Below are 13,776 nucleotides of genomic sequence, written 5' to 3'. Positions count from 1 at the left end.
CTCAGCCGAACCAGCCGTGCAGCATCCACGGCGCATGCGGATCGTTGCGCGCGCGGAAGGCCCAGCCGCGCTGGCCATGCGCGGTTTCCACCACGTAGTAGTCGCGGCGCGCGTCAGCCTGGTCCCACCAGCCCGATTCGATCCGCTCCGGCCCGGCGATGATGCGCAGGCGCGGGTCACGCAGCGGCTGTGGAGCGTCCAGCAGCCAACCGGGGCGCAGTGGCCAGTATGCCGGTGGCCTGGCTGCTGGCTGGGTGCCGCTGGCGCGTTCGGGGCGATGGTCGGCCTGCACTGCCAGCGGCTGCACGGCGTCATCGCCGAGCCGCGCGCGCAGGCGCTCACGCAGCTGGTTCCACGGCATCGCCTGCGCCGGACGGGTATCGAACAGGTCACGCGCGGCGGGCACGAACGGCGGCAGCTGTTCGGCCTGCAGGCGCAGTGCGCGGCTGCCGGCCGGCAGGGCGAACGCTTCCATGCGGTTGCGCGCGATCTCGAACAGCAACGCGGGATCGCGTTCGGGCGCCAACAGGCCGATGGTCAGCACGCTGGCCGGCAACAGGTCATGCTCGAAATGCAGGTCGAAGCGCTGCACGCCGCCATCGCGCGAACACAGGAACGCGGCCAGGTCGAGCAGCAGGCGGCGCAGCGGGAACAGCAGGGCCTGGCTGGATTCGATCTCGTATTCGAATTCGATGCGCGCATCGAAACGGTCCGGTGGCTGGTAGTAGCGCAATGGCGCGGTGGGCAGCCCGCGCAATGCATCCAGCTGCTGCAGGACCTCGGGGGCGAAGCGCCGGGCCAGGCTGTCGCGCGGCAGCTTGAGCACCGCGCCCAACGTGCGCAGGCCGGAACGGCCAAGCACCGTCACCGCCTCGCTGGGCAGGCCGCAGCGCGCCAGGGGCAGCTGCGCCAGCGCCGCCGGCAGCTGCTGCGCATCAAGGCCGAGGCCATCGTGGACGTTGGCCAGCACGCGCGCGGCATGTGGGGTAGGCGCGGCCACCAGGCGGTGGCGGAAGCCGAGTTCGTGCAGTTCGTTGCGCAGGCGCTGCTGGATCGTCAGCCAGTCACCGAACAGGGCGCGGCTGGCACCGATTTCCAGCACCAGCGCATGCGGAAAATCGAGGCTGACCTGCGAGCTGTAGGCATAGGCCCAGCTGGCCAGCAGCTGCCGGGTGTGCTGTTCGGCATTGGGGTCGTAGTCGTGCAGGTGCATGTCCTGCACCAGTACCTGTGCAGCCGACAGCAGCATGCCCGGGCGCAGCCCTGCTGCACGTGCCGACGGGCTGACCGCGCGCAGCACGCGACGCTGCGCCGGCCCCTGCAGCAGTACCAATGGCCGCTGTGGGTCGGGCTGCAGGCGCAGCACGCTGTCCAGCGCCAACTGCGGCAACAACAGGCAGGCCCAGTGCATGGCGCGTCCTCAGTGGGCGATGGCCAGCGGCAACGGTTGTGCCGGCGGCAGGCCGCCACGGCACTTCAGCACCCGCACCTGGCCGTGGTCGAGCTGCAGGCGCAGGCTGGCCGGGGAAGGATTGCGCGCGGCCTGCGCCTCGCGGAACACGAAGCCCAGGCACTGGCCGCTGTCGGCGGCCACCTGCAGGCGGCGCAGGGCGCGGTCGTCGGCTTGATGCGGCCAGCACAGTACCGCCGCGCAGGCCGCAGAGCGCAGGCACTGTTCGGCGGCCCACAGTGCCTGCTTCGGCGTGGCCTGGATGACCTGCAGCTGGGCCAGTTCCAGCCCGGCCGCTGCCCAGGCCGGAGCGTGCGGGCGATAGGGCGGAGCGACCAGCACGATCGGGCGGTCGCGCTGGCTCAGCCTGGCCAGTGCCGGCCAGACCAGCGCCAGTTCGCCAACGCCGGGCGCCGCCTGCAGTACCTCGCACAGCCCGCTGGCCGGCCAGCCGCCGCCGGGCAGGCGTGCATCCAGTGCCGGATGGCCGCTGGCCAGATGGTCGCTGGCGGGGCCCTGGCGGGCCGGGCCACGCCACAGCTGGCGCCCGTCCAGCAGCCGGTCGAGGGCGACGACGGCACCCATCAGTCAGCCCTCCAGGGGAGGCGCCGGGCGGGCTGGAAACGGCAGGAACGGGCGGAAACGGCGGGCATGGCGCGAGTATCGACGGGCCGGTATCAGGGGCTGAGACCAGACATGCTACTCGCGTTGTAAGTAGAATTACTAATGAAATCGGAGGGTCCGGTTTCAGGTTGCTGAAGGGGAAAGCATCCACGCATGGCGTGGATCTACTGGAGAGAGCCCCGGCAAATCCATGCCGCAGCCTGGTAGATCCACGCCATGCGTGGATAGCGGTAAAGCGCGGTGCCGACCAAGGTCGGCACCCACCCGGCATGGCCCGGCGCTACCCGGGGATGCCCCTGGTTACGGGCGCACCGGCAGCGCCACCGGGCGCAGCGGCGCGGCATCGCCACCGCGGATCTTCAGCGGGCCGCCGATGAAGGCGAATTCGTAGACCTTGTCGCGGGCCAGTTCGTCCAGCGCCACCAGCTCGATGATCGGCGCACCCTGCTGTGCCAGCAGGTAGGTGTGCAGCGGCACGTAGTCGTCGGACACCTCCGAAGGGAAGGTCTCGAAGCTGAGGTTGTCGGCACCGACGATCATCGCGCCGCCGTCCTCGACCAGGAAGCGTGCCGCGTCCAGGCCCATGCCCGGCGGGTTGGCCATGTAGGCCCTGGGCTGCTCGAACAGGCGCATGCGGCCGGTGCGGATCAGCACCACGTCGCCCTGCTGCAGTTTCACCTTCTGGCGTGCCAGCGCATCCTTCAGGTCCTGGCGGGTGACGCGGTAGCTGTCCGGCAGCATGTCCACGCCCTTGGCGGCGGCCACGTCGATCAGCACGCCACGCGCGATCAGCGGCGGGAACTTCTCGATGCCGGTGACATTCCAGCCACGGTCGCCGAGGTGCTTGTCGGCCTCGAAGCCGTTCCAGATCTTCCCGTGGATGCCGAAGTGGTTCAGCGCATCGATGTGGGTGCCGGTGTGGCTGTACATCGAGAACGCGGTGCCGGTGTAGCTGCGGGTGAGGTTCATGGCCTCGCCCACGCCCATCGGATCGTCCATCACCGTGCCGCGCGGGGTGTGGGTCATCCAGAACTGGTAGTGCGGGTCGCCGGCATCCTGCCAGCTGGGCATGCCGACGTAGTATTCGGTGGCCAGGTCATAGGCCTTGCCGCCGCTGACCCGCGACAGGATCGCGGCGCGAGAGGCTTCGGTGATCAGGTTGAGGCGGCCGATCTCGTCCTTCGGCCCCCACGGGCTGGTGCCGACCTGCTGGCCGGAGGGAACGCGTTCGTGTGCGGACACGGGGGTGGAAGCGGCGGTGGCGGCCAGCAGCAGGGCCAGCGCGGTGGACAGGGTACGTGGGGTCATGAGGAAATCTCCTTGCAGGGTGGGGGAGGGCGCGGCTCAGGCCGCGACCAGGGGCGCCAGGGCCTGGCGCAATTGCGGCAGCGGCAGGGTCTGCAGGCGCAGGCCGTTGCCGCCGATCACGGTGGGGATGGACCGGATGCCGAGCGCGGCAGCGTCGGCGCGATCGGCCTGCACGCGCTGGCGCACCGCGTCGCTGCGCATGTGGTCAGCGAAGGCGCCACGTGGATGGCCCAGCGATTCGGCAATATCCAGCAGCACTTCGGCATCGCCGATGTTGCGGTGCTGGTGCAGGTGTGCCCATTGCACCGCGTCGAACATCGCGCCATGGGCATCATTGCCACCGATCAGTCCTGCGGCCTGGCAGGCCAGTGCGCCGAGCCAGCCGGAGGGATACTCGAAGTCCTGTGCGCGCATGCCTTCGATATCGATGCGCGCGGTGTCTTCATGCGCGGCGCAGTCGGTCCAGTGGCGCAGGATGATCGCCTTGGCGCGCGCCATCGAGCCGAACACCTCGACCATCTGCGCGCGCGAATCCTGCAGCACGAAGCTGCGGTGGCGCACCTGGATGCCGAGTTCGGCCGATACCTGCTGCAGGCGCGGGGCCAGCACGAAGCACCAGCCGCAGACCACGTCGTGGAAGAAATCGACCACCGGCGCTGCGGTGGCGGGGGAAGGAACGGAAGACATCTGCCTGCCATCGGTGAGAGGGGAGGCGGCAGAGTAGGCAGCGCGGCGTGGCCGAAACAGCACGCTGCGGGCAGCTCAGTTTTCGCTGGCGGTTACGAATCCAGACCGGCGCAGCCGGGCAGCTCGGCGTGCAGGAAGTCGATGAAGGCACGCACCTTGGGCTGCAGATGGCGCGAGGTGGGGTAGACCGCATGCACGAAGCGCGGCGGATAGCGATGGTCGGGCAGCACCTGCTGCAGTTCGCCACGGGCCAGCGCTGGTGCCGCCAGGAACGAGGGCAGGGCGCCGATGCCCATGCCGGCCACCAGCAGGTCACGCAATAGCAGGCTGTTGTTGACGGTCACGCGTGCCGGCAGGGTGATCGTCACCTGCCCATCCGGGCCGAGCAGCGGCCAACTGCCGGGCGAGTCGGACAGGCTGTAGGCCAGCACGCTATGCGCCTGCAGATCGCCTACTGCCTGGGGTGCCGGATGCTGCTGCAGGTAGGACGGCGCCGCGCACAGCACCTGCTGCAGCGAGGCCAGCCGGCGTGCCACCAGTCGTGAGTCATCAAGCTCAGCGCGCAATCGTAGCGACACATCGAAACCCTCGCCGACCGCATCGAGCAGGCGGTCTTCCATCACCAGGTCCAGCGACAGCTGCGGATGCTGCTGCAGGAAGCGGGGCAGTAGCGGCGACAGCGTGCTCAGCGCGAACGACTGCGGCACATTGACGCGCAGGCGCCCGGTCACCTCGCCACGCTGCTCGGCGATGCCACGTTCCAGCGCTTCCAGCTCGTCGAGCAGGCGGCAGCATTCGCGGTAATAGGCGTGGCCGGTTTCGGTCAGGCTCATGCGCCGCGTGGTCCGCTGCAGCAGTACCACGCCCAGATGCGCTTCCAGCGTGCGCAGCTGTTTGCTGAGCCCGGCGGGCGACATGCCCAGGTCTTCGGCGGCACGAGCGAGCCCGCCGCGTTCGACGATGCGGCGGAAGGCACGCATCAGGTTGAAGGAATCCATGCCGGTCCCGGGCGCGATGAGGGCGCCATTGTAGATCCACGCCATGCGTGGATGTGGGAAACGCGGTGCGGCAGGGTTGCGCCGTTTGTTCAAGCCGGCAACCCGCACGTGGCGCCAGCATGCAGGCCCCTCATTTCCCGGGTTGCCCATGAAGCACTGGATCCTGCGCCTGTATGCCCCGTTGTTCCTGCTGGGGTTCGTTGCCACTGCCGTCGTCTGGGTCGGCCACTGCCATGGCGATCCGTTGTGGCTGCTGGCCCTGCTGGCGATCGCCATTGCGGTCTCGTTCGTCGCTGAGCGCGCCTGGCCGTATGACCCTGCGTTCAACCATGACCAGGGCGACCGTGTGCGTGATGCCCTGCACGCGCTGGTCAACGAGAGCCTGAACCTGCTGTCGATCGCCACGGTGCCGCTGCTGGCGGCGATCATTCCGTGGCAGGTCTGGCCGCTGCAGTGGCCGTTCGCGCTGCAGGTACTGGTGGCGATCATCGCTGCCGATCTCGGCATCACCCTGGTGCACTACGCAAGCCATCGCATCGGCTGGTTGTGGCGCCTGCATGCGGTGCATCACAGCGTGACCCGCATGTACGGATTCAACGGGCTGATGAAACACCCACTGCACCAGGCGGCCGAAGCGGTGGGAGGTGTGCTGCCATTGTTGCTGCTGGGCCTACCGATGCCGGTGGCGGCGGTGCTGGCGTTTGCCATCGCCATCCAGCTGCTGCTGCAGCACTCCAACGTGGACATGCGCCCGGGTGTGCTGGGCCGGGTGATGGCGTGGGCACCGCTGCATCGCTTCCATCACATGCGTTACGGCACCGCCGGTGACGTCAACTTCGGCCTGTTCCTGACCGCATGGGATCATCTGCTGGGGACCGCCTTCGATGCGCCCGGTTATCGGCTGCAGCAATGTGATCTCGGCATCGGCAGCCAACCGGACTATCCGCGCGATTACGCGGGGCAGCTGCTGGCGCCGTTTCGTGAACTGCCGCATGGCGAGGTGCCGGAGCTACCCGAAGGCCTGCGCAGGCGCGGGTGATCGGCCGTGTCAGGTCGCGTGCAACTGCAGGCCCTGCAGCTGTGCGGCACCGATGCCGAACATGCGGCGCAGGCTGCGCGAGAGATGGGCCAGGTCGGCGAAGCCGGCGGCATGCGCGCTGGCGGTCAGGCTGTGCCCCTGCAGGTGGTGCGCGAGCGCGGTACGCAAGCGCTGCCACAGCACCCAGCCGCGCAGGGTCACCGCCAGGTCGGACTGGAAACGCCGGTGCAGCTGGCTGGTTGACAGGTGCGCGGCTTCGGCGATGTCGGCAGCCGGCACCGGGCCGGGCAGGTACTGGGCGATACGGGCCAACGCCGCCTGCACGCGGCGGTCCAGCGGTTGCGGGCGGCTCAGCCGTGGCAACCAATCGCGCAGCTCCAGCGCGTTGCCCGGCAGCGCGTGCAGATGCTGCTGGATCTGGGTGGGATCGGCGTGGGCCGGCTCAAGGAACACCGTGCAGCCTGCTTCCGGTGCCGACAGGATCGCGTGCGGCTGGAACGAAGGCAGCCATAGCCGCTGGCCCTGCTGCTGTACGCCATCGATCTCGACGTGCCAGGGCGTACCGTCGCTCAGCAGCAATTGATGGGCGTAGTGCGCATGCAAAGCGCTGTCACCGGCATGGCCGTGCAGCACGGCGGCGTGCGCATCCAGCAGCAACGTGCCGTTCCAGGGCAGGGCGGGGGAAGACATGACGGGATTGTAGATCCACGCCATGCGTGGATGAATCTCCATCGAAATCGAGTAATTCGACAATGAAACGAAGAGCATCCACGCATGGCGTGGATCTACTGCAGGTCGCGAGAGACTGTCGAAGGCGGGGTGGGTCCGGTTGCGGGGCGTGAGCGCCATGGATGGCGCGCCCGAGCTTACATGGACGTACTTGCAGCGCCCCCCGCAGCCGGACCCACCCCGCCATCCCACAGGAAGCCCGCTTTTGCTTCGGCTGTTGCTTCTGAGGTTGCCGGCCAGCGGCCGGCACTACCGCGGGGGCCGGGCGCAGCCCGACCGTGCGCACCCTCACCGCCCCTGCGGATCCGGCCGGTGATGCACGTACTCGACCACCGTGCCATCGGGATGCACCGCATTGAACGCCGCCCCGGTCGGGACCACCTGCAACGGGAAGATGATCTCGGCGCCGGCGGCGACCAGTTTGTCGTGATAAGGCCGAACGTCATCGACCAGCAGTGTCCCCGTGGTCGAGGTGAACGGCGCCAGCGCCGCCTCGCTGCCCTCGATCAACAGGAACGCACCGACCATGGCCAGGCGCAGCCCGGCCTCCGGAAACGGAAAGCCCGCATCGGCCACCACGCCCTGCAACTGCTCGTAGAACGCCACGCTGCGTTCCAGCTCACCGGGGGCCACGAACACACGGATCAGCACGCGCGGTGCGCGCTGGCTGGACGTATCGCAGCGGTCGCGCCAGAGATGGTCGAAGTCGCGATGTACGTTCATGGGATCGGTTCGTGGCCAGGGACCTTCATTATCGGCAGCCTCGCACGGCGCGCTGATGACCGCCGGTGATGGCCTGATAACTGCAGGCAGCGATCGCCCCTGTGACTTAGGTCCTGTTGACAGGTGTGAACGCCCTCGCACAATCTTCACAGGATTGGGTCGCCCTGCGCGGCCCGGGCAGGCAGGTTGTCACGCCGGGAGGAGGGTCCCGCGCGCAGACCGGCCCGTCCTTCGGCCTGCGGGAGGTTGCCTGGCAACCCCTGCGCGGCATGAACGCTGCACCCTTCGGCGGCACTTTCCCTGGACCGATTGCCTTGGCAACGGAATTACGCCTGTCGATGAAAACGTTTACAAAGCCGCTTGTACTGTCCCTGGCCCTGTCCGCTGCACTGGCCGCTCCGGCCTGGGCCGACCCTGCCGCGTTCACCGTGCTGACCCTGGAACAGGCCCCGACCGCCGAGGCGATGCCGGCCCTGGCCGCCCAGCTGAAGACCCTGCAGGTGGACGCAGTGAGCGTGCGCCAGGTGCAGCGCGGCATCGGCCAGGTCGATCCGCTGCAGGTGCTGGCCGACGGACTGGGTTACGAATACCGCTTCATTGCTGCGGGCAGGGACGATGGCCAGACCCAGCGCGGCCAGGCCGTGCTGACCCGGCTGCCGATCGCCGCTGAATCCGGCCCGGACCAGCCGGGCCTGAACTACCTGCGCCTGGACGATGGCCGCCACACCGTGGCGGTCTATACCGATGCCGGTGCAGGTGCCGCGCAGCTGCCAGCGCTGGTCACCCGTTCGCGGCTGGGTGCACCGGCGGTGCTGCTCGGCGCAGTGGCCGGTGAATCGGCCAAGGCCGCCGGCTTCGATCCGGCGCGTGTGGCGCTGGAAGCGGATGCCAGCTATTTCAGCGACGGTTTCCAGGCCGCCAGCAGCGCGCCGTTCAAGGTGGAAGGCAGCGCCTTGCGCGCCACCCTGCTGACACTGGCCTATGCCGCCGACAAGCACGGCGAAAAGCCATGGATGGACACCGCCCTCAACGCCGATGCGCGCGCTGCGCTGCTGCTGAAGGCGATGACCGAGGATGAGAAGTTCCAGATGCTGCACAGCTACTTCGGGCTGGGCAAGGATGGTGGCCCACTGCCGGAAGGCGCGGTCGGTTCGGCCGGTTTCGTGCCGGGCGTGGCGCGGCTGGGCATTCCGTCGCAGCAGTCGGCCGATGCCGGCGTCGGCGTGACCAATCCGGGCGGCATCCGTCCGGGCGATTTCGCCACGGCAATGCCCTCAGGCCCATCCACCGCCTCCAGCTGGAACCGCGAAGTCGCCTTCGCAGGTGGCGCGACCATGGGCCGCGAGGCGTGGCAGCAGCGCTTCAACATCCTGCTGTCGGGCAGCGTCAACCTGCAGCGCGATCCACGCAACGGCCGCAACTTCGAATATGCCGGTGAGGACCCGCTGCTGGCCGGTTCGATGGTCGGCGCGCTGATCCAGGGCGTGCAGAGCCAGCACGTGATCTCCTCGATGAAGCACTTCGCGCTGAACGACATGGAGACCCGGCGCAACTTCCACGACGTGCGCATCGGCGAACAGGCCATGCACGAGTCGGACCTGCTGGCCTTCGAGATCGCGCTGGAGGCTGGCCGCCCGGGCGTGGCGATGTGCTCGTACAACAAGATCAACGGCACCTACGGCTGCGAGAACGGCTACCTGATGAACCAGGTGCTGAAGCAGGAATGGAAGTTCCCCGGTTTCGTGATGTCTGACTGGGGCGGCGTGCACAGCGGTTCGAAGGCGGCGCTGGCCGGCCTGGACCAGCAGTCGGCCGGTGAAGTGTTCGACGCGGCGGTGTTCTTCGACGAACCGCTGCGTCTGGCCGTGCATGGCGGCGTGGTGCCGCAGGCGCGCTTGAATGACATGGTCACGCGCATCCTGCGCACGATGTTCCTGCACGGCAACTTCGACAACCCGCCGCAGCACCAGAAGGTGGATGCCGAGGCCGGCTTCGCCGTCGCCCAGCGTACGGTGGAAGAAGGCAGCGTGCTGCTGCGCAATGAGGGCAACCTGCTGCCGCTGGCCGACAGCGTGAAGCGCATCGTCATCATCGGCGGCCATGCCGACAAGGGCGTGATCGGCGGCGGTGGTTCGTCGATGGTGGGCGTCACCGCCAAGGGCACCAATGCGGTGCCGGGCGTGCTGCCGACCACCTGGCCGGGCCCGGTGATCTTCCACCCGTCCTCGCCGCTGGAATCGCTGCGTGCGGCGCGCCCTGACGCAACCATCGAATATGTGGACGGCACCAATGCCGCCGCTGCGGCCAGGGCCGCCGCGCAGGCCGATGTGGCCATTGTGTTTGCCACGCAATGGGCCGCCGAATCTGTGGACCTGCCGGACATGCAGCTGCCGGACAACCAGGACGCACTGATCTCGGCGGTGGCCGCGGCAAACCCGAAGACCGTGCTGGTGCTGGAAACCAACGGCCCGGTGCGCACACCGTGGCTGGCGCAGGTGCCAGCGATGCTGCAGGCCTGGTACCCGGGCATCCGCGGCGGCGAAGGCATCGCCGCGCTGCTGACCGGCCAGGTCAATCCGTCCGGCCGCCTGCCGGTGACCTGGGTGACGGACGAATCGCAGCTGCCGCGCCCGCATATCGATGGCCTCGGCTTCAAGCCGGCCAAGCCGTTCGGTGATGTGTTCGATTTCGATATCGAAGGCGCCAACGTCGGCTACAAGTGGATGGCGGTCAAGGGCCTGACCCCGACCTTCGCCTTTGGCCATGGCCTGTCCTACACCTCGTTCGCCTATGACAACCTGAAGGTGAGCGTGGAAGGCTCGCGCCTGGTCGCCAGCGTCGATATCCGCAATACCGGCAAGCGCGCCGGCGCCGACGTGGCCCAGCTGTACCTGAAGCTGCCGGCCGGCAGCACCACGCCGATCCGCCTGATCGGCTACGACAAGGTGAACCTGCAGCCGGGCGAACAGCGCCGCATCCGCATCGAAGCCGAGCCGAAGACCCTGGCCCACTACGATGCACAGGCGCGGCAGTGGAAGATCGACGGTGGCACCTACCAGGTGCAGCTGTCGCGCAATGCCGCCGAGCCGCTGCAGACGGTAGATGTGCAGCTGGTGGAGCAGGTGCTGCGCTGATGCCTGACGACACGGCCCGCACAGGGCCGTGTCCGTTCGTGGTGTTCCTGTAGAGCCGAGCCCACGCTCGGCTGAAGAACGGTCAATCGAACCGACGGGCAGCCGAGCATGGACTCGGCTCTACAAAGGTGCGGTGCCGAACCACCTGCGCAGGAAATCGATCAGCTGCCGCACCTTCGGTGAAGGCTGCGAACTGTGCGGATAGACCGCGTAGACACTCTGCTGCGGGAAGCGGTGCTGGCGCAGCACCGGGCGCAGCCGGTCCTGGGCCAGGTCGTCCTCGATCAGCCAGCGTGGCAGCACGGTGACCCCGGCGCCGGCCAAGGCGAACGCGCGCAGGCTGCTGGCACCATCCACGCGTACCACGGCGTTGCCCGGGTTGGTGGCAAACAAGGCATCGCTGCCGTCAGGTGCAACCACCGGCACATCGGCCAGGCGCGGATAGCCCAGGCGGGGCAGGGTGCCCAGCAGTACTGGATCATCGGCAGCCTCGGCAGAGGGCAGGCGCGCCAGCAGCGAGGGAGCGGCCACCGCGCACAGTGGGTGGCGCTCCAGTTCACTGGCGTGAAGGCCCGAATCCGGCAGGCGGCCGAGGCGGATCGCCAGGTCGAAGCGTTCGGGAATGAGGTCCGCTGGCGCTGGAGAAGTTGAAAGGTGCAGCTGCAGGACCGGGTGCTGCGCGCGGAACGCCTCCAACGCGGGAATCAGGCGTAGCTGGGCGTACTCCGGTGTGGTGGTCAGGCGCAGCACGCCCTGCAGCTGGTGCTGGTCGCGGCGCGCGGCATCGATCGCCGCCTGCGCAGCATCCAGTGCCTGCACGCAATGTTGCAGGAACTGCTCGCCGGCCTCGGTCAGGGACAGGTGGCGGGTACTGCGCAGTAGCAGGGTCACGCCCAGCTCCTGCTCCAGCCGCTTCAGGTTGAAGCTGACCACCGCGCGGCTGAGGCCGAGCCGATCGGCCGCAGCGGTCAGGCTGCCGGCTTCGACCACGGCACGGAAGATATCGAAGCGATCGAGGCTGACCATGGCGATTCATTGTCAAAACAGTTTTGACAGTGTCGCAGGTGCTGTCGTGTTTTTCCAATGGGGTCCGGGCGGCATGCTGGCTGCTTCCTCGCTGGAGCGCCGCCGATGCCGTCCCCCCGCCTGCGCCATGAGGCGATCTTCCTGCTGGTATTCGCCCTGGATCTGGTCAACATGTTCATCGCCACGGTGGCCTATCCGGCATTGGCAGCGGAGCTGCACGCCGACGTGAGCACCCTGGCCTGGGTCGGCACGGCGTACATGCTGGGCCTGAGCATGGTGATTCCGCTGGCGCCGTGGCTGGCCGCACGCTGTGGCGAGCGTCGCTTGCTGCTGGCGGCGTTGCTGTTGTTCGCGGTCGCCGCTGTGCTGGCTGGCGCAGCGCCAGGAATCGGCTGGCTGCTCGGCTGGCGCCTGCTGCAGGGCCTGGCCGGTGGCCTGCTGATTCCCGTGGCGCAAGCCGCAGCGTACCGGCAATGCACGCCCGACCAACGTGGCGCGCTGACCCGCCGCATCCTGCTGGTGGCGCTGCTGGTGCCAGCACTGGCGCCGGCGCTGGGCGGGCTGCTGGTGCAGTGGCTGTCCTGGCGCGGTGTGCTCTGGGCCAGCCTGCCGTTGGCGGTAGCGGTCATCGGTCTGGTGCTGGCCTGGATGCCGGCCGATGGCGCGCGCAGTGCGCCGCGCCTGCAGGCCTATGCCCTGTCCACCGCGATGCTGGCGCTGGGTGCGCTGCTGCGGGCGCTGACCTGGCTGGGCGAATCGGGACATCGCGGTGCAGGTGCCGTGTTGCTGCTGGCCGCGCTGTTGCTGGCGGCGACGCACCTGCGACATGCACGTCGGCAGGCGCAGCCACTGCTGCGCTGGTCGCTGCTGTCCCATCGCGGGCTGCGGCTGGCGATGCTGGTGTATCTCGCCGTACCCGGTGTGTTCATCGGCAGCCAACTGGTCAGTACCCTGCAATTGCACCACGCCGGTTACAGCGCGGCACGCATAGGCGCGCTGATGCTGCCCTGGGCGCTGGCTGCGGCCATCGCGATCATGGCCAGCAAGCGCCTGCTGGCTCGCTTCGGTCCGGCCGCGGTACTGCGCGCCGGCATGCTCCTGCAGGCCAGCGGCCTGTTGTTGATGGCGCTGCTGCCGCAGCCGGCCTTCGTGCTGGCCGGATTGTTGTTCGCGTTGATGGGCGCCGGCGGCAGCCTGTGCAGCAGCACCGCGCAGACGCTGGCCTTCCATGGCGTGGAAGGTGAGGCGTTGGGCGATGCCAGTGCACTCTGGAACCTCAACCGCCAGCTCAGCTTCTGCCTCGGCACCGCCGCCATCGCACTGCTGCTGGCATTGGCCATGCAATGGCTGCCGGAACGCGCCACCAGCGTGGCGCTGGGTTTGGCCGCTGCAATGACGCTGCTGCCGATGACGCTGCTGCGCCGTCCGCAATCGATCTCTCTTTCCCAACCCGAGACAATGCAATGATGATGACCGCAGAGAACGAGTTCCATGATCTGATCGCCAAGCTGCAGGCCTGGTTCCGTGCGGAAGCAGCCGCCAGTACGCTGGATGCGCTGATGGATCATTTCTGCACCGACTTCAGCATGGTCGGTATTGCTGGGCAGCGCCTGGACCGCGAAGCACTGGCCGGCATGTTCGCTGGCGGCCACGGTGCCCGCCCGGGCCTGCGTATCGAAGTCGATGCCCTGCAGTTCATTGCGGTGCCGGCACCGTTGGCAATGCTGCGCTACCGTGAAGGGCAGGGCGTTGCTGAAGGTGGGATGGCCTGGCGTGAAGCACTGGCCGTGCTGCGGCAGGAAGACGGCCGTTGGCGTTGGCTGGCGTTGCATGAAGTAACGGCAGCCTGATCGGGTAGTGCCGGCCGCTGGCCGGCAACTTCATGATCCTGGGGCGCGTTACGCGGTTGCCGGCCAGCGGCCGGCACTACCGGTCGTTGGCGAGCGCGGGCGGCACCGCAGGCACATGTGCCATCAGTCCTGCCCGCATCCACCGAAGAATGCAAAGCCTGCGCACACTTCACGGCGCCAGGCAGGAGTAGGCTTGAGGCTTTCCTGC

Annotated in this window: 12 protein-coding genes; 4 read left to right on the top strand and 8 right to left on the bottom strand. The window is 68.3% G+C overall.

The genetic code is table 11. The annotated features are described in order from the left end of the window. Position 1: 1 nt before the first annotated feature. The 5 genes from AC5P8U_RS16605 to AC5P8U_RS16585 form a co-directional block, all read right to left on the bottom strand. Positions 2–1,411 carry a Y-family DNA polymerase gene (locus tag AC5P8U_RS16605; protein WP_065178507.1) on the bottom strand — a complete coding sequence of 470 codons (1,410 nt, stop codon included), beginning with the start codon at positions 1,409–1,411 and terminating at the stop codon, positions 2–4. 9 nt (positions 1,412–1,420) lie between these two features. Further along, positions 1,421–2,035, bottom strand: coding sequence for a translesion DNA synthesis-associated protein ImuA (imuA, locus tag AC5P8U_RS16600; protein ID WP_053499642.1), 615 nt, complete (start codon positions 2,033–2,035; stop codon positions 1,421–1,423). Positions 2,036–2,374: 339 nt separating this feature from the next. Beyond that, positions 2,375–3,382, bottom strand: coding sequence for a cyclase family protein (locus AC5P8U_RS16595; protein WP_227837762.1), 1,008 nt, complete (start codon positions 3,380–3,382; stop codon positions 2,375–2,377). A gap of 36 nt (positions 3,383–3,418) precedes the next feature. Further along, complete coding sequence (locus tag AC5P8U_RS16590) at positions 3,419–4,069, bottom strand: DsbA family oxidoreductase (protein WP_061479094.1); 651 nt, start codon at positions 4,067–4,069, stop codon at positions 3,419–3,421. A 92-nt stretch (positions 4,070–4,161) separates the two neighbouring features. Further along, on the bottom strand, positions 4,162–5,112 hold the full coding sequence (locus AC5P8U_RS16585; protein ID WP_172412164.1) for a LysR family transcriptional regulator: 951 nt from the start codon (positions 5,110–5,112) through the stop codon (positions 4,162–4,164). A gap of 103 nt (positions 5,113–5,215) precedes the next feature. On the opposite strand from AC5P8U_RS16585, the gene AC5P8U_RS16580 reads away from it, so the two are divergent. Beyond that, positions 5,216–6,106, top strand: a complete 891-nt coding sequence (locus AC5P8U_RS16580; RefSeq protein WP_088497897.1) for a sterol desaturase family protein — start codon at positions 5,216–5,218, stop codon at positions 6,104–6,106. A gap of 9 nt (positions 6,107–6,115) precedes the next feature. Here AC5P8U_RS16580 and AC5P8U_RS16575 read toward each other — a convergent pair whose 3' ends face one another. Beyond that, on the bottom strand, positions 6,116–6,820 hold the full coding sequence (locus tag AC5P8U_RS16575) for an AraC family transcriptional regulator (protein WP_072167461.1): 705 nt from the start codon (positions 6,818–6,820) through the stop codon (positions 6,116–6,118). A 303-nt stretch (positions 6,821–7,123) separates the two neighbouring features. Continuing rightward, positions 7,124–7,558 (bottom strand): VOC family protein, encoded by a 435-nt coding sequence (locus tag AC5P8U_RS16570; protein ID WP_069138262.1) that lies wholly within the window; start codon positions 7,556–7,558, stop codon positions 7,124–7,126. A gap of 338 nt (positions 7,559–7,896) precedes the next feature. On the opposite strand from AC5P8U_RS16570, the gene AC5P8U_RS16565 reads away from it, so the two are divergent. Next, on the top strand, positions 7,897–10,692 hold the full coding sequence (locus tag AC5P8U_RS16565; protein WP_447897289.1) for a beta-glucosidase family protein: 2,796 nt from the start codon (positions 7,897–7,899) through the stop codon (positions 10,690–10,692). 120 nt (positions 10,693–10,812) lie between these two features. On the opposite strand, the gene AC5P8U_RS16560 is transcribed toward AC5P8U_RS16565, so the two are convergent. Next, complete coding sequence (locus tag AC5P8U_RS16560) at positions 10,813–11,718, bottom strand: LysR family transcriptional regulator (protein WP_447897288.1); 906 nt, start codon at positions 11,716–11,718, stop codon at positions 10,813–10,815. 105 nt (positions 11,719–11,823) lie between these two features. Here AC5P8U_RS16560 and AC5P8U_RS16555 point away from each other — a divergent pair, with 105 nt between their 5' ends. Next, the gene (locus tag AC5P8U_RS16555) at positions 11,824–13,185 is read left to right on the top strand and encodes an MFS transporter (RefSeq protein ID WP_447897287.1); all 1,362 of its coding nucleotides are present in this window, start codon (positions 11,824–11,826) and stop codon (positions 13,183–13,185) included. After that, a complete protein-coding gene (locus AC5P8U_RS16550) occupies positions 13,182–13,568 on the top strand; it encodes a DUF4440 domain-containing protein (RefSeq protein WP_088496136.1) in 387 nt (128 codons plus the stop codon). The genes AC5P8U_RS16555 and AC5P8U_RS16550 overlap by 4 nt, the downstream gene beginning before the upstream one ends. Positions 13,569–13,776 lie beyond the last annotated feature (208 nt).

This window comes from Stenotrophomonas sp. YJH_SMC_81 (assembly GCF_059370875.1).
This window is presented reverse-complemented; position numbering and strand designations above follow the sequence as displayed.